This window comes from Pseudomonas sp. Ant30-3 (assembly GCF_000690905.1).
GTDB lineage: Bacteria > Pseudomonadota > Gammaproteobacteria > Pseudomonadales > Pseudomonadaceae > Aquipseudomonas.
This window is the reverse complement of the sequence record NZ_JMCL01000034.1, coordinates 1-20,238: the sequence shown is the minus strand read 5'-3', so window position 1 is coordinate 20,238 and position 20,238 is coordinate 1. Positions and strand designations below refer to the sequence as shown.

Here is a 20,238-nt window from a genome sequence, read left to right as displayed (position 1 = left end):
GCATACCTGACTGTTACAACCTCAAGCCACGAGGCTACCCCATGATCCGCGAAGAATTCCTGCGTTTGGCCGCTGCCGGCTACAACCGCGTCCCGCTTGCCTGTGAAACCCTGGCCGACTTCGACACGCCGCTGTCGATCTACCTGAAACTGGCTGACAAGCCCAATTCCTACCTGCTCGAATCGGTACAGGGCGGGGAGAAGTGGGGCCGTTACTCGATCATCGGGCTGCCATGCCGCACTGTGCTGCGCGTGCATGACCATCACGTCAGCGTGACCCATGACGGCGTCGAGATCGAAAGCCACGACGTCGAAGATCCGCTGGCGTTTGTCGAAGCGTTCAAGGCCCGTTACAACGTGCCGACCATCCCCGGTCTGCCGCGCTTCAATGGCGGTCTGGTGGGTTATTTCGGTTATGACTGCGTGCGCTATGTGGAAAAGCGTCTGGGAAAATGCCCGAACCCGGATCCGCTGGGCGTGCCGGACATTCTGCTGATGGTCTCCGACGCAGTGGTGGTGTTCGACAACCTCGCCGGCAAGATGCACGCGATTGTCCTCGCCGATCCGTCGCAGGACGATGCGTTCGAGCAAGGTCAGGCGCGCCTCGAAGAACTGCTGGAGCAACTGCGCCAGCCGATCACCCCGCGTCGTGGCCTGGATTTCAGCAAGCAGCAAGCGGCTGACCCGGTGTTCCGTTCGAGCTTCACGCAAAGCGATTACGAAAAAGCCGTCGACACCATCAAGGAATACATCCTCGCTGGCGACTGCATGCAAGTCGTGCCGTCGCAGCGTATGTCGATTGATTTCAAAGCTGCCCCGATCGATCTGTACCGGGCGCTACGTTGCTTCAATCCGACGCCTTACATGTACTTCTTCAACTTCGGCGACTTCCACGTGGTCGGCAGTTCGCCGGAAGTGCTGGTGCGGGTAGAGGACAACCTGATCACCGTGCGCCCGATTGCCGGTACCCGTCCGCGTGGGGCCACCGAAGAAGCTGACGTGGCGCTGGAAAAAGACCTGCTGTCCGACGACAAGGAAATCGCCGAGCACTTGATGCTCATCGACCTTGGGCGCAATGACACCGGTCGCGTTTCGGAAATCGGTTCGGTGAAGCTCACCGAGAAAATGGTCATCGAACGTTATTCCAACGTGATGCACATCGTTTCCAACGTCACTGGGCAACTGAAAGCCGGTCTGACCGCGATGGACGCCCTGCGGGCGATTCTGCCGGCGGGGACGTTGTCCGGCGCACCGAAAATCCGCGCGATGGAAATCATCGACGAGCTGGAACCGGTCAAGCGTGGCGTCTATGGCGGTGCTGTCGGTTACTTCGCCTGGAACGGCAACATGGACACCGCGATTGCGATCCGCACGGCGGTGATCAAGAACGGCGAACTGCACGTACAAGCCGGTGGCGGCATCGTCGCCGACTCGGTGCCGGCGCTGGAATGGGAAGAAACCCTGAACAAACGCCGCGCGATGTTCCGTGCGGTGGCGCTGGCCGAGCAAACGCCGGATAGCTGAGCCACTTGCACGGCACAACAAAACGCGGCGCCTGTGAGGGCGCCGCGTTTTTTATTGCCCGCGATTCAGAAGTCCAGCGCAACCCCGACATTGATGCCCTGCTGGGTGAAATCATCATCCTTGCGCAGCGTATAACCACCGCGCAACGCCAGATCGGCCGTCAATTTGTGGCTGATCCCCAGGCTCACCCGATTCAGATGACTCTGCGGCGCATAGCCGTCCAGTCTGAAGTCGAGCGATGGCAGGCTATTGAGGGCGATGTTCACTTTCTGCGTGTCATCCTCATATTCACGCTCGTGGGCATACTCGCCGAACACCTGCGTCTGCGGGGTGATCTGGTACTTGCCCTGCAGGCCCGCGCCCAAGCGTTTTGAATCACGCTTTTGATCATCGAAGCTCAACGCTGTGGAGCGGTTACTGTTCTCCGAGTAACCGTCAACTTCCACCTTGGCGTAGTCGGCGCTGATGAATGGCGACAAATGCCAATCGCTGCCTGGCTGTGCAATGTCATAACCCAGACGCGTGCTGAACGCCCAGAGATGACCGTCGGTGTCACCCTTTTCCGCACCCTCACCGGGGCCGAGGTCAAACTTGCGCTTGAGATTGTCGTAGTCCAGTTTTCCGCCGGTCAACGCGGCATCGGCCCACCAGCGATTGTGTTGAAACTGGGCAAACGCGGTGGCTAGATAGCTGTTCAGTTTGTAGTCCGAATCGTTACTGCCGGCTTCCAGATTCTGCCGATAGAAACCCGCCGCAACGCCCACACGCCAGGCCTCATTGAGACGGTAGCTGCCACCGATGTTCACGTTGGCACCACTGCCATCGGCGCTGGCGCCGCTGGTTTGGCTGTCCACATCCAGGTGCTGGCCGCCGCCGGCGACAATCGCTCGCCACTGACCGACGGCCTGCCAGTCTTCCCAGTCCGATTGCCACTGGCTGCGCAATTCATCCTGATGCGCACGTAATGTGGCGTGGGCCATTTCCGGCAAGAGCGTCAGTTCCCACGGCGCTGCCAGTAAGGAATAGGCGTAATCGGCAATCAGCCGCTGCCCGGATTCGGTCGCATGCACGGCATCGTTGTAGACCAGCTTGCTCGGATCCGGCGTGGCGCTGTTGATGCCATACAGCGGATTTTCCACGCAGCCGTTGCCGCTGAAGCAGGTGCCGATCAGGTTCTGGCCGGTAGCCAGGCCAAATCGCGCCGGGTCAGCAAAAGTTTCCTGCAACAGAAGCGGCACGTTGAGTGGGATGATTTCGGCGTCGATCCCTGCCAGTCGAGTGACCAATTGCCGGTTGAAGGCGGCACTCAGCTGTGAGGTGCCGGCTTGCAGAGGCGTGCCATTGATGGCCGGGGTCAGGCCCAGATCCGGTAACAGCCAGACCATCACATACCGGGCGCCGGCGGTTTGCAAGACTTGCACGCTGTTGGCCAGTCGGTCTGCCGCAGCGTTGGCCTGTACGGCGCTTTGCACGCGTCCCTGAAGAAAATCGTTGCCGCCCCCGGACAAGTAATAAAGAGCATTCGGATCGGCGCGAAAACCATTGCTCGGCAGATAACCCTGACGCGCACGTTCACCGGTGGCGGAGGCGGTGGTGATCGACGTCAGGATCTGATCGGTGCGGTAGCCGCCCACTGCCCAATTATTACCGTCCGGCAATCCCTGGCCGGCACGCGCCGCCGATGTAGAGGCTGCGGTCTGATCCGCGGAAAACCCGAGTTGGCCACCCAGCAGCTGCGTCGAGTTGGCGGAAAACACCTCACCACTGCCATCCCGATAAAGGGGTCCGGTGCGGTTGGTGAACCGCAGGGTCGAGCCTGACGGTCCGCCGATGTCCGTGAACTGCCCGGCATCGTTCAGGCTGTCGCCAAATACGATGAAGTTCGAGTAGGGGTTGGGCGCCGCGATCGCCTCGGTGCAGGCCATGGCGAGCAAGCAGCCGGCGAGCGGTACAGCCAGTTTCTGTCTGAGCATGGGCAGATCCGTTTTGTTATTGTTTTAGTGAGTGAAACGACAGTGCCAAAAACTATAGAGCGTGTTGCCGTTTGGCGCGAACCCATTGCAATGTCCGACGCGCTTCAATCGCCCATATTGCACGCTCTGCCCAGCTAAGTTACTGTGCCCGGACGCATAAATGAGACCTTCCCCGTGTTGATCGTCAGCAAACTTCTGGATCAAGTCATCAAGGCACACGCCCGTTGGCGTTGGCGCGCCTGAATCCTTCTGCCGGCCCGGCCGGATTTTCATCGCTTTGCCTTCTTTACCCGCACGACAAACCGCTTTGAGGCGCGATTCCAGCGACCGACAAAGTGCAGGACGCTGCGGGCAACGCATCCGAAGGCTGAACTGAAGTCAGTGAATTCAAGAGGTTCTTAACGCCATGTTGCTGATGATCGATAACTACGACTCTTTTACTTACAACGTTGTGCAATACCTCGGTGAGCTTGGCTCCCAGGTCAAAGTCGTGCGCAACGATGAACTCACTATCGCCGAAATCGAAGCGCTCAACCCCGAGCGGATTGTCGTTTCCCCCGGCCCGTGCACGCCGAACGAAGCTGGCGTCTCGATCGACGTGATCAAACACTTCGGCGGCAAGCTGCCGATTCTCGGCGTCTGCCTGGGCCACCAATCGATTGGCCAAGCCTTTGGCGGCGATGTGGTCCGCGCACGCCAGGTCATGCACGGCAAGACCAGCCCGGTTTTCCACGAAGACAAAGGCGTGTTCGAAGGTCTGAATCATCCGCTGACGGTTACGCGCTATCACTCGTTGGTCGTAAAACGCGAAACTCTGCCGGACTGTCTGGAGCTGACTGCCTGGACTCAGCACGAAGACGGCACCGTCGACGAAATCATGGGCCTGCGCCACAAGACGCTGAACATCGAAGGCGTGCAATTTCATCCCGAGTCCATCCTCACGGAGCAGGGCCACGAGCTGTTCGCCAACTTCCTCAAACAAACCGGCGGCACGCGCTAAGGACTTTCCATGAATATCAAGACAGCCCTGAGCCGTATCGTCGATCAGCTCGACCTCAGCACCGAAGAAATGCGCGATGTCATGCGCGAGATCATGACGGGGCAATGCACCGATGCGCAGATAGGCGCGTTCATGATGGCCATGCGCATGAAGAGCGAAAGCATCGACGAGATAGTCGGCGCGGTGTCGGTCATGCGCGAGCTGGCAGACAAGGTCGAATTGAAAACGCTTGATGGCGTGGTGGACGTGGTCGGTACCGGCGGCGACGGCGCGAACATCTTCAACGTTTCTACTGCGTCCTCGTTTGTGGTGGCCGCCGCCGGTTGCACGGTCGCCAAGCATGGTAACCGCGCGGTATCGGGCAAGAGCGGCAGCGCCGATCTGCTCGAAGCGGCCGGCATCTATCTGAACCTGACGCCAGTCCAGGTCGCGCGCTGCATCGACAACGTCGGCATCGGTTTCATGTTTGCCCAGACGCACCACAGCGCGATGAAACACGCCGCCGGCCCACGCCGCGAGCTGGGTCTGCGCACCTTGTTCAACATGCTTGGCCCGCTTACGAATCCGGCCGGCGTGAAGCATCAAGTTGTCGGCGTGTTCAGCCAAGCGTTGTGCCGGCCGTTGGCCGAAGTCTTGCAGCGCATGGGCAGCAAGCATGTGTTGGTGGTGCATTCCAAGGACGGCCTCGACGAATTCAGTCTGGCCGCGCCGACCTTTGTCGCGGAATTGAAGAATGATCAGGTCACCGAGTACTGGGTCGAGCCTGAAGACCTGGGCATGAAGAGCCAGAGCCTGCACGGTCTGGCGGTAGAAAGCCCGGCGGCTTCGCTTGAGCTGATTCGCGATGCCCTCGGCAAGCGCAAGACCGAGAACGGTCAGAAAGCCGCCGAAATGATCGTGCTCAATGCCGGTGCGGCGTTGTACGCCGCCGACCTGGCGACCAGTTTGAAAGAGGGCGTTGCCCTGGCGCACGACGCGCTGCACACCGGCCTCGCTCGGGAAAAGCTTGAGGAGCTGGGTGCATTTACCGCGGTATTCAGAGTGGAGAATGAGGGATGAGTGTACCGACGGTTCTGGAAAACATTCTGGCGCGTAAAGTCGAAGAAGTCGCCGAGCGCAGCGCTCGTGTGAGTCTCGCCGAGCTGGAAAGTCTGGCCAAGGCGGCCGATGCACCCCGTGGTTTCGCCAAGGCACTGATCGCTCAGGCCAAGCTGAAAGAGCCCGCGGTGATTGCTGAAATCAAAAAAGCATCGCCGAGCAAAGGTGTGATCCGCGAAGATTTCGTGCCTGCCGACATCGCCAAAAGCTACGAGAAGGGCGGCGCAACGTGCCTGTCGGTGCTGACCGATATCGATTACTTCCAGGGTGCCGATGCATACCTGCAGCAGGCGCGGGCTGCCTGCAACCTGCCAGTGATCCGCAAGGATTTCATGATCGATCCATACCAGATCATCGAAGCCCGCGCGTTGGGTGCGGACTGCGTGCTGTTGATCGTGTCTGCGCTGGACGACGTGAAAATGGCCGAGCTGGCGGCAGTGGCGAAGAGCGTCGGCCTCGACGTGTTGGTGGAAGTGCACGACGGTGACGAACTGGAACGTGCACTGAAAACCCTCGATACGCCACTGGTGGGCATTAACAACCGCAACCTGCATACCTTCGACGTCAATCTGGAAACCACGCTGGACCTGTTACCGCGTATTCCGCGTGATCGTCTGGTGATCACGGAAAGTGGCATCCTCAATCGGGCCGACGTTGAGCTGATGGAAATCAGCGACGTGTACGCATTCCTGGTGGGTGAGGCGTTCATGCGCGCTGAAAACCCAGGCACCGAGTTGCAGCGCCTGTTCTTCCCGGAGCGCGGTGTTGTGGTGAGTGGTTCTACCCTTGACTGAGTGTTGATGTGCCGGGCCGGCCTCATCGTCGGAACGCCGCCCGAACCAGGCTCGCTCCCATAGTTGATCAGCATTGTCTGAGTGAACGCGGACCAATGTGGGAGCGGGCTTGCTCGCGAAGAGGCCTTTGAATTCCTCAAAAATTTCAGACCTTGCGGAATAGTCCATGACCCAGCCGACCAACCTCAGCGTCGAAGCCGGCCTGCAGGCCGAACAGGATTTATTGGCCCACGTCTGCACGGGCGACTCAGAGTTCAGCCTCTTGTTCTGGCAACCCAGCGACCGGGCCTTGGTCATGCCGCGCCGACTGAGTCGCCTACCCGGTTTCGAAGCCGCTTGCGAAGTGTCCGCGGCCGCCGGTTGGCCGGTACTGCTGCGAGAAACCGGCGGAGAGCCGGTTCCGCAATCCCCCTCAACCCTTAACATCGCACTGGTCTACGCCCCCCCACGCAGCGAGGGCGATCAGAACCGCATCGAAAGCGCCTACCGCCGACTCTGTGATCCGATCTGTCAGTTGCTCGATGAACAGGGCGGCGTTTCGTCGCTGGGTGAAATCGATGGCGCATTCTGCGATGGCCGTTTCAACGTCAACCTCGACGGACGCAAAATGGTCGGCACCGCTCAGCGCTGGCGTCAAAGCAAGGGTGGCACGCGGCCGGTGGGATTGGTCCACGGTGCCATGTTGCTGGAGAACGAGCGCGAGTCGATGGTTGCGGCAGTCAATCGCTTCAATGAGGCCTGCGGTCTTGAGCAGCGGGTTCGCGCCGAGAGCCACATCGCCCTGCATGAAAAATTCAGCGCCCCGGATGCACTTGAGCGGCTCGATGCGTTGTACCGGCAGTTGCTGGCGCGGATGTTCGAGATTTAACGCGTGCCGAAGACCACCATGGTCTTGCCTTTAACGTCCACCAGGTTGCGCTCTTCCAGATCCTTGAGTACCCGGCCGACCATTTCCCGCGAACAGCCGACAATCCGTCCGATTTCCTGACGCGTCACCTTGATCTGCATGCCATCGGGGTGCGTCATGGCGTCCGGCTGTTTGCACAACTCCAGCAGGCAGCGAGCGACACGTCCAGTGACGTCGAAGAATGCCAGGTCACCGACCTTGCGCGTTGTGTTGCGCAGGCGTTGTGCGATTTGTCCGCTGAGTACGTAAAGAATCTCAGGGTCTAGCAGGGACAGTTCGCGAAATTTCGTGTAGCTGATTTCTGCGACCTCGGACTCGATCTTCGCCCGAACTCCGGCGCTGCGCTGCTGCTCGTGACCTGCCTGCTCAAACAGGCCCAGTTCGCCGAAGAAATCCCCGGAGTTCAGGTAGGCGATGACCATTTCACGACCGTCATCGTCTTCGATGAGGATGGTGACGGAACCCTTGATAATGAAGAACAGCGTTTCCGAGCGGTCGCCCTCACTGATGATGTTGCTCTTGGCCGCATAACGGCGGCGCTGGCAATGCATCAGCAGTTTGTCGAGATTTTTGATTTTGGGTGGTGGGGCAATAGCAACCATGGTTGTATCCCGAAAAGACTGCACGGTGTATTTGATATTTTTTGTAGTTGTTGGCGAACGATGGAGGACGGTTCGCCGCGAAGCTGGCTATGCGCCAGCGGATTGGCGTCAGCTTACCAGACACGTCCCGCAACATTCGAGCATTTACCTTACAGCTCGGACGGATATGTCTTAGGACCGGTCAACCCAAGTCCCTGTGCTAAGCTGGCGACCCTTTTTTATACAGTGGAGTCTTGGCGATGAAGGCACGCATCCAATGGGCTGGCGAAGCCATGTTCCTCGGTGAATCCGGCAGCGGTCATGTCGTGGTCATGGACGGTCCACCCGAGTCCGGCGGTCGTAACCTGGGTGTGCGGCCCATGGAAATGCTCTTGCTGGGCGTTGGCGGTTGCAGCAATTTCGACGTGGTCAGCATCCTCAAAAAGTCCCGTCAGGCCGTCGAGAGCTGCGAAGCCTTCCTGGAAGCCGAGCGCGCGACTGAAGATCCCAAGGTCTTCACCAAAATTCATATGCACTTCGTGGTCAAGGGGCGGGGGCTGAAAGAAGCCCAGGTCAAGCGTGCCATCGAGCTGTCCGCCGAGAAGTACTGCTCGGCGTCGATCATGCTCGGCGCGGGCGGTGTCGAGATTACCCACGACTACGAAATCGTCGAACTCGGTTGAATCGACATTCAACTATCATAAAAGCAGTGCAGACTCTGGCGATCCCACGCTGACGTCTGCATAATGCGCCACTTTTTTCAGGGTAGTGGTCGGTCAACCAACAGACCTCGCACCCGGACAGACAACCAAAATCGCCATCGCGAAGAGGTGTTAACCGTCCTACGCAGGTGCGTCGTTCGCATCTGACGGGCATGCTTGATCACGCGGCCGGGCCGCAATACATAGAGAGTTTTTAACGGTGAAAAGCAAACTCAAGCTCCACGGGTTCAATAACCTGACAAAGACCTTGAGCTTCAACATCTATGACATCTGCTATGCGGAAACTCCGCAAGACCAGCAGGCTTACGTCGAGTACATCAATGAAGAGTACAACGCGAAACGCCTGACGCAGATTCTCACAGAAGTTGTCGATATCATTGGTGCCAACATCCTGAACATCGCCAGTCAGGATTACGATCCGCAGGGCGCCAGCGTCACGATTCTGATCTCTGAAGAGCCGGTGACCCCGACCGACAGCCAGATCGAAGAATCGCCGGGCCCGCTGCCCGAAATTATCCTGGCCCACCTCGACAAGAGCCATATCACGGTGCATACCTATCCGGAAATCCATCCGGTGGACGGTATTGCAACTTTCCGTGTGGACATTGACGTGTCGACCTGTGGTGTCATTTCACCGCTTAAAGCGCTCAACTTCCTGATTCACCAGTTCGATTCGGACATTGTGACCGTGGATTATCGCGTGCGCGGTTTCACTCGTGACGTCGAAGGCAAGAAGCACTTCATCGACCACGAGATCAACTCGATCCAGAACTACCTTTCCGAAGACACCCGCGACGCGTATCAGATGACCGACGTGAACGTGTACCAGGAGAACCTGTTCCACACCAAAATGCTGTTGAAGAACTTCGAACTGGATAACTACCTGTTCGGTGACGCGACCAACAACCTGTCCACTGAGCAACGTGCGCAGGTGACACATCGTGTGAAACACGAAATGCTCGAAATCTTCTACGCGCGCAACATGCCGACCTAAGATTCCCCGGGCACAAAAAAGGCGACTACCTCACGGCAGTCGCCTTTTTCATGTGTGGGATACACAACACAGGTCAGATCCGATATGTACTCTTGGTCATGACCTTCGCCAACAGACTCATCCCGAACCGTACCGGCGCCGGAAAACGAAACCCGCCTGCCTCCAGGGCACTTTCAGCATGATGTTCTTCATCAATACGCATCTGCTCGAGAATCGCCCGAGACTTTTCGTCTTCGGCAGGCAATTGTTCGAGGTGCTCGTTCAGGTGTTTGCAGACTTGATGTTCGGTCGCCGCAACAAAACCCAGACTGACCTTGTCACTGATCAGCCCTGCAACTGCGCCAATCCCGAAAGACATTCCATAGAACAGCGGATTGAGAATGCTGGTATGACTGCCCAATTGGTGGATGCGTTGCTCGCACCAGACTAGATGGTCGATTTCTTCTTCCGCAGCGTGTTCCATCGCGGCACGCACTTGCGGCAGTTTGGCTGTCAGCGCCTGGCCCTGATAAAGCGCCTGGGCACAGACTTCACCGGTATGGTTGATACGCATGAGACCGGCGACGTGACGAGTGTCTTCATCGCTTAGTTGCACGTCCGGCTGCACGATGGCCGGCGACGGACGATACGGCTGGCCACTGGAAGGCAGCAGGGTGCGCATGGCGGCGTCAGCTTGCAACAGGAGACGGTCAATGGGCGAATAGTGACGTTGGGTAGTCATGCTGACCTCCGGGAAAAATCTCGGCGGCCAGTTTAACTCAACAGGCCGCCGAAGGTTTGCGCTGGGTCATCCGTGTTCTATTAACCCGGCGGCCAGTTCATCTGGCGCTGACCCAGCACATGCATGTGAATGTGATAGACAGTTTGCCCGCCGAGTTCATTGCAATTCATGACCACGCGGAACCCTTCTTCGCAGCCGAGTTCCAGCGCCAGACGCTGGGCGGTGAACAGAATGTGCCCGGCCAATGCCTTGTCGTCCTCGGTGAGATCGTTGAGGGTGCGCACGGGCTTCTTCGGAATGACCAGAAAATGCACCGGTGCCTGGGGGGCAATGTCGTGGAAGGCCAGAGCCTGGTCGTCCTCGTAGATGATTTTCGCCGGGATCTCCCGGTTGATAATCTTGGTAAACAGAGTATCCACAGCTGTTTTCTCCGTTGTAGGGGCTGGCCTGAGTGTACTCAGGGAAGATGCAGCAGCCCAGAATTTTGCGTCAGACCCTTCAGCGAGGGCAGTAAGCCTTGTTGATCCTGCCGGCGATCGTGCGGTTCAGCCAGCGTGAACCGAAACGTGGCAGGAATGCGATCCAGCGGTTACGCCTCCCGGGAATAATGATTGCGCGATTTTTCTCAAGTGCGCGCACAGTGTAGAGCGCAACTTCCTCAGGACTCATCAGCCGGTTATGGTCATTGAGCTTGTCAGTGTTCAGTTGTGCGGTGCGGAAGAATGCCGTGCGGGTCGGGCCGGGGCACAGCACCGATACCTTTACCGCGCATTTCTTCAGCTCGACGCGCAAAGCCTCGGAAAAGTGCAGCACGTAGGCTTTGCTTGCGTAGTAGGTGCTCATCCAGGGGCCCGGCTGAAAGGCTGCAATCGATGCAACGTTCAATATTTGCCCGCCACCTTGCAATGCCATTGTGTTGCCGATGGCGTGACACAGGCGCGTCAGGGCCAGAATGTTGACCTCGATCAGGTCCTGCTCAGTCATCCAGTCCTGCGCCAGGAAAGGTCCGCAAGTGCCGATGCCGGCGCAGTTGACCAGCAGATCGATCTGCCGGTCGCCTTCTTCCAGTTCCAGCAAAAATCCGGAAAGCCTCAGCGGCTCACCGAGATCGCAGGCGCGAAACAGCACCTCCACGCCGAAACGTTGAGTCAGTTCAATCGCAATGCTTTCCAGCTGATCACGTTGTCGGGCCACCAGAATCAGGCTGCGCCCGCGGCGGGCCAGGGCTTCGGCCATCGCCAGGCCGATGCCGCTGGAAGCGCCAGTGATCAGAGCGTAACGGGTCATGCAATTCTCCATCGCAACAGCTTCGCGCCGGCGACGCAGTGTCACGGGCGGAGAGCGCTGTTCATTCTTTCGCAGAGTCTACAGGTGGCGCGGCTTCTTCGGCTGAATCCTCGACGGCATCCGGCACCGGCTCAACTTCCACGGCAGTTGGATCTTCGATCTCATCGGTGGTCGCGGAGTCACTTTCGTAGGTGGTTTGAGCCGCACTCTCATACTCGCTCTGGATGGCGGTGAGGCCACCGGCGAGTCCGCCAATGAATCCAAGAGCGATAAACACCAGCCACAGCGCGGCCAGCACTTTCACCGCAGTGGTATTGGGTGGAGCAGGTGGACCATAGCGGTTGGCGGTAGCATTCCCGGGCATCACCATGATCACAAGCGGGAAAATGCTCCCGACGAAAGGCACCAGGACCAACAGCCATAGCCAGCCGGACCAGCCGATATCGTGCAGCCGCTGAATCATGAACAGCACAGTGGCAATCGCGAGTACCACCACCAGAATAAAGGCCAGCAGGCCGACCAGAATCAGGCCAGCGGTGGAGTCCGAGCTGATGAGGGCAAAACCGAACATGGCAAATATGCTGCCGATGCCGAGCGTCACTAGCGTCAGCACCATGGTCCAGGCCAGATAGCGCAAGCGACCGATGCGACCTTCAACGCTGAACGGCTTCAGAGCTGCAAACGCCGGCAGCGTATCGCCGACGGCTGCGCGTGGTGGCGCGTAAGGCGAAGAAGGCTCTGCCGATAATTGATTATCGGGCGCGGCATGCTCGTGGACATCGGCCAGACTGAGTTCGATCGAAGGCTCGCTTTCGATTCGTGCATCGATGCCGGTTTTTTTCAGTGCCTGAAGATAAGTCTGTGCATCTGCCTGTGACAGGTCACGCTTGAGTGCCACCGGTCGGCCACTGAACAAGCGTTCGATGGCGGCGACGTCACTTTTGAACAGTTCGGCCAGATTGCATTTGGCAGTCGTGATATCCACGCCAGGCAGCAGAGCGCCGTCGAAGACGATCTTGAAGCGGTTATCGCTCATTGCGAGGCATCCTTGTCGCGTAGTCAGAAAAAAATACGAATGTAATAAGGTCAGCCGTGAAGCGCTGGCCAAACGGTGGATCAGCGCGGCCAGCGTTTGGGGAATTCGCCCGCTCGTTGCAACGCATTGCGGTATTCGGCATCAAGGCGTGCCACCAGTTCATCTACGCTGGGCAGATCATTGATGTCGCCGACACCTTGGCCGGCGGACCACACGGTTTTCCACGCCTTGGCTTCATCACTCAGCGGCTTGAGCTTGGAGCCGAAGTTGACTTCGCCCTTGCCCCGAAGCGCCGCCATATCAAAACCTGCGGCTTCGAGGCTCTGACGCATGAAACTTGCCGGCACGCCGGACACCGCCGGAGTATGAACGATGTCGGCCGCTCTGGAAGTCAGCAGCATCTCCTTGTAGGCGTCAGGCGCGTGACTTTCAGTGGTACCGATAAATCGCGTGCCGAAGTAGGCCAAATCCGCACCCAGCAATTGTGCGGCCAGAATTTCATGGCCGTGGTTGAGGCAGCCGGCGAGCAACAGGGTCTTGTCGAAGAACTGACGGATTTCGGCAATCAGCGAAAACGGACTCCAGGTACCGGCATGGCCACCAGCGCCTGCGGCCACGGCGATCAGACCATCGACGCCAGCCTCTGCGGCTTTCTCGGCATGGCGGCGAGTGGTTACGTCATGAAACACCAGACCGCCATAACCGTGCACGGCATCCACCAGTTCCTTCACCGCGCCGAGGCTGGTGATCACGATCGGTACTTTGTGTTCGATGCAGATGTCGAGGTCCGCCTGCAGACGCGGATTACTGTTGTGCACGATCAGGTTCACGGCATACGGCGCCGGGTCGTCCAGTGTCGCCAGGCCCGCTTCGATCTCTTCCAGCCAGGCCTTGAAACCACTGCTTTCACGCTGATTGAGTGCGGGAAAACTGCCCACCACGCCGTTGCGGCAGCAGGCAAGGACCAGTTGCGGGTTGGAAATCAAGAACATCGGCGCAGCCACTACGGGCAGACGCAGACGTTGTTCGAGCAATGCGGGCAGCGACATTGGAAGTACCCCGATAAGTGGTGCCGATTTAAGTTAGAACGGCCGAACGACGACGAGAATTACGATAGCCAGCAATATCAGAACCGGCACTTCATTGAACCAGCGATAAAAGACATGGCTGCGGGTGTTTTCGCCACGGGCAAAGCGTTTTACCTGCGCGCCGCACATGTGGTGGTAGCCAATCAGCAGCACGACCAGGGTCAGTTTGGCGTGAATCCACCCGCCCTGGCTGAATATGCTCGGGTTGAGGTAGATCAGCGCAATACCGAAAATCAGCGTGGCGATCATCGCCGGACCCATGATGCCGCGGTACAACTTGCGCTCCATGACGCTGAAGCGTTCCTTGCTGACCGTATCCTCACTTTGAGCGTGATAGACGAACAGTCGCGGCAGGTAGAACAGGCCGGCAAACCAGCAGACCATGCTGATGATGTGAAACGCTTTTAGCCACAGATAGAGCATTTTTAGTTATTCCCAGGTTCACGGTAGCCACGATAGTAGAGGGTAGAGCGGCCGCACGTCACCTTGGCGGTTGTCGCAGGGGCGCGCGGCCCCTATTATCGACGGCTTTCCAGTGGGTTCGTTGAGGGCAGGTTTATGGTCAAGGTCGGTATCGTCGGCGGTACGGGTTACACCGGTGTCGAACTGTTGCGTCTGTTGGCACAGCATCCGCAAGCAGAAGTGGTCGTGATCACTTCCCGATCCGAGGCCGGTCTGGCCGTGGCTGACATGTACCCGAACCTGCGCGGCCACTACGACGGTCTGGCATTCAGCGTGCCGGACGTGAAAACTCTCGGCGCTTGCGACGTGGTGTTCTTCGCCACGCCGCACGGTGTTGCCCACGCTCTGGCTGGCGAGTTGCTGGCCGCGGGCACGAAGGTCATCGATCTGTCCGCCGATTTCCGTCTGCAGGACGCCGATGAGTGGGCCAAGTGGTACGGTCAGCCGCACGGTGCGCCGCAGCTGCTGGAAGAGGCGGTCTACGGTCTGCCGGAAGTCAATCGTGAGCAGATCAAGCAGGCGCGTCTGATCGCGGTGCCGGGTTGCTACCCGACGGCCACTCAGCTGGGGTTCCTGCCATTGCTCGAAGCCGGTCTGGCCGACACCACGCGTCTGATCGCCGATTGCAAATCCGGTGTCAGTGGCGCCGGTCGTGGCGCTTCTGTCGGTTCGCTGTACGCCGAGACTTCAGAAAGCATGAAGGCCTACGCGGTCAAAGGGCATCGTCATTTGCCGGAAATTCGCCAGGGCCTGCGTCGTGCCGCCGGCAAGGACGTCGGTTTGACGTTCGTGCCGCACCTGACGCCGATGATTCGCGGCATCCACTCGACACTGTACGCAAGCGTTGTCGATCGCTCGGTGGATCTGCAGGCGCTGTTTGAAAAGCGTTATGCCAACGAACCGTTCGTCGATGTGATGCCGGCCGGCAGTCATCCGGAAACCCGCAGCGTGCGTGGTGCCAATGTGTGCCGCATCGCTGTACATCGTCCTCAGGACGGTGATCTGGTGGTCGTGCTCTCGGTCATCGACAATCTGGTCAAAGGCGCGTCGGGGCAAGCGGTGCAGAACATGAACATCCTGTTCGGTCTGGACGAGCGCTTCGGTCTGTCTCATGCAGGCATGCTGCCGTAACACCGGTTTGAACTCAGCACAAAGGCCCTCGGAAGGGCCTTTTTGCATTTAGGATTGGTGTTTGGTTCGATTGATATACCGTAACAATAGTTGACCGATTTTCTAGGAGAAGCGGATAATGCGCGTCATCACGCATTATGGCGGCGTAACGCCGGGAGATAGTCAGCATGAGCGTCGAATCCTTCACCCCCACGGCTTTGCAATTCACTCACGGTGCTGCGCACAAAGTGAAGAGCCTGGTCGATGAAGAGGGGAATGATCGCTTGAAGCTGCGCGTATTTGTTACGGGTGGCGGTTGTTCAGGTTTTCAGTACGGTTTCACTTTCGATGAGGAAGTGGCCGATGACGACACCATCGTCGAGCGCGAAGGTGTGAGTCTGGTGGTCGATCCAATGAGTTTCCAGTACCTGGCGGGTGCCGAGGTGGATTATCAGGAAGGTCTGGAAGGTTCGCGGTTCGTGATCAAGAACCCGAATGCCAGCACCACCTGTGGTTGCGGGTCTTCGTTCTCGATCTGATAACACTCTGCATTACAAAACGCCGCAGGGCCTTAAAGCTCTGCGGCGTTTTGCTGTGTGTAATTTCTCGGAGAAGTCAGGCGGGGTAAATCGCGCCGAGTACCCGCAAGCCCCGGGCGCCGGTGACGCTTGGGCGATTGGCCGCAATACCCTCCAGGCAACAATGAGCCAGCCATGCGAACGCCATCGCTTCGACCCAGTCCGGATCTACTCCATAAGCGTCAGTGCTGCTGACTTTTGCGTTCGGCAAGAGCGTCGCCAGCCTGTTCATCAACGTGGCGTTATGCGCGCCTCCGCCGCAGACCAGTAGTTCACGGGTATCCGACTGGGCGCTTCGCAGCGATTCGATGATGGTCTGTGCCGTCAGTTCAAGCAGGGTGGCCTGCACGTCTTGGGGGGCAAACTGCGGCAACTGTGACAGCTTCCGCGTCAGCCACGGCAGGTTGAATACTTCGCGCCCTGTGCTTTTCGGACCTTGTGTGAAGAAGAACGGATCGCTGAGCAATGCTTTCAACAAAGCGGGTTGAACGCTGCCCGTAGCAGCCCATTGGCCGTCGCGATCGAAATTGTCGCCGCGCTGCTGGTGGATCCAGGCATCCAGCAACACATTGCCCGGTCCGCAGTCGAAACCCGCCACGGGCTTGCCTGGTTCGATCAGGCTGAGATTGCTGAAGCCGCCAACATTCAACACTGCACGGTTGCCGGCCTGTTCTTCAAATAGCGCTTCATGAAAGGCGGGTACCAGAGGGGCGCCTTGGCCACCTGCGGCGACATCGCGACTGCGGAAATCGCCAACGACGGTGATGCCGGTCAGCTCTGTCAGCAGGGCAGGATTGCCGATCTGCACAGTAAAACCGCGCGCCGGTTCGTGGCGAATGGTCTGGCCGTGGCTGCCAATCGCGCGAATTTCTTCAGGTTTCAGCAGTTGCTGGTCGAGGAGCGTGTGAATGCCTTGCGCGGCCAGCTTCACCCAGTTCTGCTGGGCAATGGCGGAGCGGGCGATCTCGTCTGGCCCGCTGGCGCACAAGCCGAGCAGCTCGAGGCGCAGATTGTCGGGCATGGGAATGTAATGCGTGGCGATCAGCTTGATCACCGGGGTCAGCTCGATCAGCGCAATGTCCAGTCCATCAAGGCTGGTGCCGGACATCACGCCTATATAGAGCGCCATGACTTAACGCTTCGAAGCCAGCATGGTGGATTTCTCTTGATCCATGCGCGCCATCAACGGTTTGCTCTGAGCCAGGAAGCGCGAGCGCTCGCCTTTCGAGATCGGATCAGCCATGGCTACTTTCTGCCCCAATGGATCGACGTGTACGCCGTTGACCTGGAACTCGTAGTGCAAGTGCGGGCCGGTTGAGAGACCCGTGGTGCCGATGTAACCGATCACCTGGCCTTGCTTTACGCTGCCACCGGTTTTCACGCCTTTGGCGAAACCTTGCATGTGGCCGTACAGGGTGCGGTAAGTATTGCCGTGCTGGATGATCACGGTGTTGCCATAACCGCCGCGGCGACCGGCCAGCAATACCTTGCCGTCACCGGCAGCCTTGATTGGCGTGCCGCGCGGGGCTGCGTAGTCGACACCTTTGTGGGCACGGATTTTGTTCAGGATCGGGTGCTTGCGGCCCATGGAGAATTTCGAGCTGATGCGAGCGAAGTCAACCGGGGTACGGATGAACGCCTTGCGCATGCTGTTGCCATCAGCAGTGTAGTAACTGCTATTGCCTTGTTTATTGGTGTAACGCACAGCGGTGTAAGTCTTGCCGCGGTTGGTGAAGCGTGCGGAAAGGATCGGACCATTGCCGACAGGCTTGCCGTTGATAACTTTCTGTTCGTAGATGACGTCAAATTCGTCACCTTGACGGATGTCCTGGGCGAAGTCGACGTCGTAGCCAAACACGCTGGCCATGTCCATGGTCAGACTGTGCGACAAGCCTGCCCGCGCTGCCGATTGCGACAGCGAACTGTTGATCACGCCGTGCACATAAGCCGAGCGAACGGTGGGTTTGGTGGTAATGCGATTAAACGCGTAACCCTTGTCGTTCTTGGTCAGGGTGATGGTTTCCAGGTCGCTGACTTTGCTGTGCAGGTTGGTCAGCTGGCCTTCCGGATTGAGTTCGAATTCGAGTTTCTGGCCGCGTTTCAGCTGGCTGAATTGCCTGGCCTGCTTGTCGCTGGCCAATACCTCATGCACCGAAGTGGCTGGAAGGCCTACTTTCTCGAACAGGGTAGAGAGCGTATCGCCTCTGGCAACCACGACTTCCCTGTGATTTGGCGCCTTCTGCTCTTCAACGACCGGCTCGGGCTCGGACGCTGGAGTTGCTTCGGCTGTTTGCGGGGCATCTTCGGCACTGTTTTCTATCTGCGCAAACGGCGATTCTGCCGGCTCATTTGTGGCTTGAACGGCTTCAGCGGCGTCTTGATCCTGTGTCAGTTGTTCAGCAGGGCTTTCCAGTTCAAGGCTCAGGGTTGTCTTTTTTGCTTCAACGTCGCTGGATGGGAATACCAGAAGGGCCAGGCTCAGAAGGGCGGCAATACCGCTTGCTGCTAGCAGGTGGGTCTTCGGGTAAAGCGGTGGCGCTTTAGACGATTCTTTGGTCATAGGTAATTTTGACTTTGAAAAAGATGGATTGGAAAAGATGAATGACATGATGAAGATGAAATAACTGTATAAAATATAACCAAATCATCGCTGAAGCAAGTCCGCGAACACTCTGCCAGCGGATTGGCGTCATTGCGCCGGCCAGATTTTGTATTTGGCGCGCGATCTTGTATGGTTGGTTCCCTTTGAATTCAAGCCTTACGGGTCTGTTATGAAGTCGGTTGAAGAGCAGCTAGCGCTGATCAAACGTGGTGCGGAAGAGTTGTTGGTCGAGTCCGAGCTGATTGAAAAGCTCAAACGTGGCCAACCGCTACGTATTAAAGCAGGCTTCGACCCAACCGCACCGGATCTGCACCTCGGTCACACCGTGCTTATTAATAAGCTGCGCCAGTTCCAGGAGCTGGGGCATCAGGTGATCTTCCTTATAGGTGACTTCACCGGGATGATTGGTGATCCGAGCGGTAAGAGTGCGACCCGTCCTCCTCTGACCCGCGAGCAGGTTCTCGAAAACGCGGAAACCTACAAGACCCAGGTCTTCAAGATTCTTGATCCGGCCAAGACCGAAGTGGCTTTCAACTCCACCTGGATGGATCTGATGGGGCCGGCCGATTTCATTCGCCTGACGTCGCAGTACACCGTAGCTCGCATGCTGGAGCGCGATGACTTCGACAAGCGCTACACAACTAACCAGCCAATCGCTATTCATGAGTTTCTCTATCCGCTGGTCCAGGGTTATGACTCGGTCGCTTTGCGTGCGGATGTCGAGCTGGGCGGGACTGATCAGAAATTCAACCTGCTGATGGGGCGCGAGCTGCAGCGCGGGTATGGTCAGGAGCCACAGTGCATTTTGACGATGCCGTTGCTTGAAGGTCTGGATGGCGTGAAGAAGATGTCCAAGTCGTTGGGCAACTATGTCGGTATTCAGGAAGCGCCGGGCGTTATGTATAGCAAGCTGGTTTCCATTCCTGATGCGCTGATGTGGCGTTACTTCGAGCTGCTCAGCTTTCGTTCGATGGATGAAATCAATGCATTCCGTGCGGATGTCGAGGCGGGTGCCAATCCGCGCGATATCAAAATCAAGCTGGCTGAGGAGATTGTGGCGCGCTTCCATGGTGAGGAGGCTGCGGCCAATGCTCACCGGGCAGCGGGCAACCGTATGAAAGAAGGCGAGCTGCCGGATGATCTGCCTGAGATCGAACTGACTGCCGCTGAAGATATGCCGATCGCTGCTGTCCTTAATAAGGCGGGGCTGGTGAAAAATTCAGCTGTGGCCCGTGATCTGCTCAATTCCGGTGGCGTGCGTATAGATGGTGAAGTTGTTGATCGCACCTTTATATACGCAGTGGGCGCGACCCATGTTTGCCAGGCCGGTAAGAAGGCATTTGCGCGGATTACGCTTAAATCTGAATTAAGCATAAATTAGGGGTTGACGGCAGATTCTGGAAGTCTATAATTCGCCCCACTTCCGGCGCAGTCGAAACGGAAAACTCCTTGGTAAACAATGAGTTACGCAGTTTTCGACAGCGGCTTGCTTCAGATCATCGAAGCCTGGAAAGAGTTGGGAGAGCGGTGTTGTTTGGCTCTTTTGACGATTCGATCTTCTCGGTCGAAAGCGGAGAAAAAGAGGTGTTGACAGCAGCGAGTAACGCTGTAGAATTCGCCTCCCGCTAACGAGAGATCGGAAGCGCAAGTGGTTGAAGTTGTTAAGGATTTCCAAGCGAAACTTTGAAAACTTCTTAAAATAACCGCTTGACAGAAACACGGAGCGCTGTAGAATGCGCGCCTCGGTTGAGACGAAAGATCT

The 20,238-nt window shown here is 57.9% G+C and carries 20 protein-coding genes; 10 read left to right on the top strand and 10 right to left on the bottom strand.

Translation table 11 applies throughout. The features are described from left to right. The first annotated feature begins 41 nt into the window (after window positions 1–41). The gene (gene trpE / locus DU29_RS0109270) at window positions 42–1,523 is read left to right on the top strand and encodes an anthranilate synthase component I (protein WP_028621490.1); all 1,482 of its coding nucleotides are present in this window, start codon (window positions 42–44) and stop codon (window positions 1,521–1,523) included. A gap of 65 nt (window positions 1,524–1,588) precedes the next feature. Here trpE and estP read toward each other — a convergent pair whose 3' ends face one another. Further along, window positions 1,589–3,496, bottom strand: coding sequence for an esterase EstP (gene estP, locus DU29_RS0109265; protein ID WP_028621489.1), 1,908 nt, complete (start codon window positions 3,494–3,496; stop codon window positions 1,589–1,591). Window positions 3,497–3,902: 406 nt separating this feature from the next. Here estP and DU29_RS0109260 point away from each other — a divergent pair, with 406 nt between their 5' ends. From DU29_RS0109260 to DU29_RS0109245, 4 genes are all read left to right on the top strand, one after another. Then, the gene (locus tag DU29_RS0109260; RefSeq protein ID WP_028621488.1) at window positions 3,903–4,496 is read left to right on the top strand and encodes an aminodeoxychorismate/anthranilate synthase component II; all 594 of its coding nucleotides are present in this window, start codon (window positions 3,903–3,905) and stop codon (window positions 4,494–4,496) included. Window positions 4,497–4,505: 9 nt separating this feature from the next. After that, complete coding sequence (gene trpD / locus DU29_RS0109255; RefSeq protein WP_028621487.1) at window positions 4,506–5,555, top strand: anthranilate phosphoribosyltransferase; 1,050 nt, start codon at window positions 4,506–4,508, stop codon at window positions 5,553–5,555. Continuing rightward, window positions 5,552–6,388: an indole-3-glycerol phosphate synthase TrpC gene (trpC, locus tag DU29_RS0109250; RefSeq protein WP_028621486.1), complete on the top strand. Its 837-nt coding sequence runs from the start codon at window positions 5,552–5,554 to the stop codon at window positions 6,386–6,388. Before trpD ends, trpC begins: the two co-directional genes overlap by 4 nt. 166 nt (window positions 6,389–6,554) lie before the next feature. Continuing rightward, a complete protein-coding gene (locus tag DU29_RS0109245; protein WP_028621485.1) occupies window positions 6,555–7,256 on the top strand; it encodes a lipoate--protein ligase family protein in 702 nt (233 codons plus the stop codon). On the opposite strand, the gene crp is transcribed toward DU29_RS0109245, so the two are convergent. Then, window positions 7,253–7,897, bottom strand: coding sequence for a cAMP-activated global transcriptional regulator CRP (gene crp, locus DU29_RS0109240; protein ID WP_028621484.1), 645 nt, complete (start codon window positions 7,895–7,897; stop codon window positions 7,253–7,255). The two genes, DU29_RS0109245 and crp, sit on opposite strands and share 4 nt — an antisense overlap. Window positions 7,898–8,136: 239 nt before the next feature. Between crp and DU29_RS0109235 the strand changes: the two genes are divergently transcribed. Together DU29_RS0109235 and speD are read left to right on the top strand one after the other, a co-directional pair. Further along, on the top strand, window positions 8,137–8,559 hold the full coding sequence (locus DU29_RS0109235) for an OsmC family protein (RefSeq protein WP_028621483.1): 423 nt from the start codon (window positions 8,137–8,139) through the stop codon (window positions 8,557–8,559). A gap of 238 nt (window positions 8,560–8,797) precedes the next feature. After that, complete coding sequence (speD, locus tag DU29_RS0109230; RefSeq protein ID WP_028621482.1) at window positions 8,798–9,592, top strand: adenosylmethionine decarboxylase; 795 nt, start codon at window positions 8,798–8,800, stop codon at window positions 9,590–9,592. 73 nt (window positions 9,593–9,665) lie between these two features. On the opposite strand, the gene coq7 is transcribed toward speD, so the two are convergent. The 6 genes from coq7 to hemJ all read right to left on the bottom strand — a co-directional run bounded on the left by coq7 (window position 9,666) and on the right by hemJ (window position 14,147). Then, window positions 9,666–10,313: a 2-polyprenyl-3-methyl-6-methoxy-1,4-benzoquinone monooxygenase gene (coq7, locus tag DU29_RS0109225; RefSeq protein ID WP_028621481.1), complete on the bottom strand. Its 648-nt coding sequence runs from the start codon at window positions 10,311–10,313 to the stop codon at window positions 9,666–9,668. An 80-nt stretch (window positions 10,314–10,393) separates the two neighbouring features. Then, a complete protein-coding gene (locus DU29_RS0109220; protein ID WP_028621480.1) occupies window positions 10,394–10,732 on the bottom strand; it encodes a histidine triad nucleotide-binding protein in 339 nt (112 codons plus the stop codon). Window positions 10,733–10,811: 79 nt separating this feature from the next. Beyond that, window positions 10,812–11,600, bottom strand: a complete 789-nt coding sequence (locus tag DU29_RS0109215; RefSeq protein ID WP_028621479.1) for an SDR family NAD(P)-dependent oxidoreductase — start codon at window positions 11,598–11,600, stop codon at window positions 10,812–10,814. A 61-nt stretch (window positions 11,601–11,661) separates the two neighbouring features. After that, a complete protein-coding gene (locus tag DU29_RS0109210; protein ID WP_028621478.1) occupies window positions 11,662–12,636 on the bottom strand; it encodes a DUF805 domain-containing protein in 975 nt (324 codons plus the stop codon). Window positions 12,637–12,716: 80 nt separating this feature from the next. Beyond that, complete coding sequence (locus tag DU29_RS0109205) at window positions 12,717–13,685, bottom strand: NAD(P)H-dependent flavin oxidoreductase (protein WP_028621477.1); 969 nt, start codon at window positions 13,683–13,685, stop codon at window positions 12,717–12,719. Window positions 13,686–13,718: 33 nt separating this feature from the next. Continuing rightward, window positions 13,719–14,147, bottom strand: a complete 429-nt coding sequence (hemJ, locus tag DU29_RS0109200; protein ID WP_028621476.1) for a protoporphyrinogen oxidase HemJ — start codon at window positions 14,145–14,147, stop codon at window positions 13,719–13,721. Between the two features lie 135 nt (window positions 14,148–14,282). On the opposite strand from hemJ, the gene argC reads away from it, so the two are divergent. Together argC and erpA are read left to right on the top strand one after the other, a co-directional pair. Further along, complete coding sequence (gene argC, locus DU29_RS0109195; RefSeq protein WP_028621475.1) at window positions 14,283–15,317, top strand: N-acetyl-gamma-glutamyl-phosphate reductase; 1,035 nt, start codon at window positions 14,283–14,285, stop codon at window positions 15,315–15,317. Window positions 15,318–15,484: 167 nt separating this feature from the next. Then, window positions 15,485–15,835: an iron-sulfur cluster insertion protein ErpA gene (gene erpA, locus DU29_RS0109190; protein ID WP_007947969.1), complete on the top strand. Its 351-nt coding sequence runs from the start codon at window positions 15,485–15,487 to the stop codon at window positions 15,833–15,835. A gap of 76 nt (window positions 15,836–15,911) precedes the next feature. Here the strand turns inward: erpA and DU29_RS0109185 are convergent, their stop codons facing one another. Beyond that, window positions 15,912–17,003 (bottom strand): anhydro-N-acetylmuramic acid kinase, encoded by a 1,092-nt coding sequence (locus tag DU29_RS0109185; protein WP_028621474.1) that lies wholly within the window; start codon window positions 17,001–17,003, stop codon window positions 15,912–15,914. Between the two features lie 3 nt (window positions 17,004–17,006). Continuing rightward, window positions 17,007–18,434 (bottom strand): peptidoglycan DD-metalloendopeptidase family protein, encoded by a 1,428-nt coding sequence (locus DU29_RS0109180; protein ID WP_028621473.1) that lies wholly within the window; start codon window positions 18,432–18,434, stop codon window positions 17,007–17,009. Window positions 18,435–18,645: 211 nt separating this feature from the next. On the opposite strand from DU29_RS0109180, the gene tyrS reads away from it, so the two are divergent. Further along, window positions 18,646–19,857, top strand: coding sequence for a tyrosine--tRNA ligase (gene tyrS, locus DU29_RS0109175; RefSeq protein ID WP_028621472.1), 1,212 nt, complete (start codon window positions 18,646–18,648; stop codon window positions 19,855–19,857). Window positions 19,858–20,238 lie beyond the last annotated feature (381 nt).

Coding starts and splice junctions, on each gene's coding strand:
- trpE (WP_028621490.1), top strand. CDS start 42: ATGATCCGCGAAGAATTCCTGCGTTTGGCCGCTGCCGGCTACAACCGC.
- estP (WP_028621489.1), bottom strand. CDS start 3,496: ATGCTCAGACAGAAACTGGCTGTACCGCTCGCCGGCTGCTTGCTCGCC.
- DU29_RS0109260 (WP_028621488.1), top strand. CDS start 3,903: ATGTTGCTGATGATCGATAACTACGACTCTTTTACTTACAACGTTGTG.
- trpD (WP_028621487.1), top strand. CDS start 4,506: ATGAATATCAAGACAGCCCTGAGCCGTATCGTCGATCAGCTCGACCTC.
- trpC (WP_028621486.1), top strand. CDS start 5,552: ATGAGTGTACCGACGGTTCTGGAAAACATTCTGGCGCGTAAAGTCGAA.
- DU29_RS0109245 (WP_028621485.1), top strand. CDS start 6,555: ATGACCCAGCCGACCAACCTCAGCGTCGAAGCCGGCCTGCAGGCCGAA.
- crp (WP_028621484.1), bottom strand. CDS start 7,897: ATGGTTGCTATTGCCCCACCACCCAAAATCAAAAATCTCGACAAACTG.
- DU29_RS0109235 (WP_028621483.1), top strand. CDS start 8,137: ATGAAGGCACGCATCCAATGGGCTGGCGAAGCCATGTTCCTCGGTGAA.
- coq7 (WP_028621481.1), bottom strand. CDS start 10,313: ATGACTACCCAACGTCACTATTCGCCCATTGACCGTCTCCTGTTGCAA.
- DU29_RS0109215 (WP_028621479.1), bottom strand. CDS start 11,600: ATGACCCGTTACGCTCTGATCACTGGCGCTTCCAGCGGCATCGGCCTG.
- DU29_RS0109210 (WP_028621478.1), bottom strand. CDS start 12,636: ATGAGCGATAACCGCTTCAAGATCGTCTTCGACGGCGCTCTGCTGCCT.
- DU29_RS0109205 (WP_028621477.1), bottom strand. CDS start 13,685: ATGTCGCTGCCCGCATTGCTCGAACAACGTCTGCGTCTGCCCGTAGTG.
- hemJ (WP_028621476.1), bottom strand. CDS start 14,147: ATGCTCTATCTGTGGCTAAAAGCGTTTCACATCATCAGCATGGTCTGC.
- argC (WP_028621475.1), top strand. CDS start 14,283: ATGGTCAAGGTCGGTATCGTCGGCGGTACGGGTTACACCGGTGTCGAA.
- erpA (WP_007947969.1), top strand. CDS start 15,485: ATGAGCGTCGAATCCTTCACCCCCACGGCTTTGCAATTCACTCACGGT.
- DU29_RS0109185 (WP_028621474.1), bottom strand. CDS start 17,003: ATGGCGCTCTATATAGGCGTGATGTCCGGCACCAGCCTTGATGGACTG.
- DU29_RS0109180 (WP_028621473.1), bottom strand. CDS start 18,434: ATGACCAAAGAATCGTCTAAAGCGCCACCGCTTTACCCGAAGACCCAC.
- tyrS (WP_028621472.1), top strand. CDS start 18,646: ATGAAGTCGGTTGAAGAGCAGCTAGCGCTGATCAAACGTGGTGCGGAA.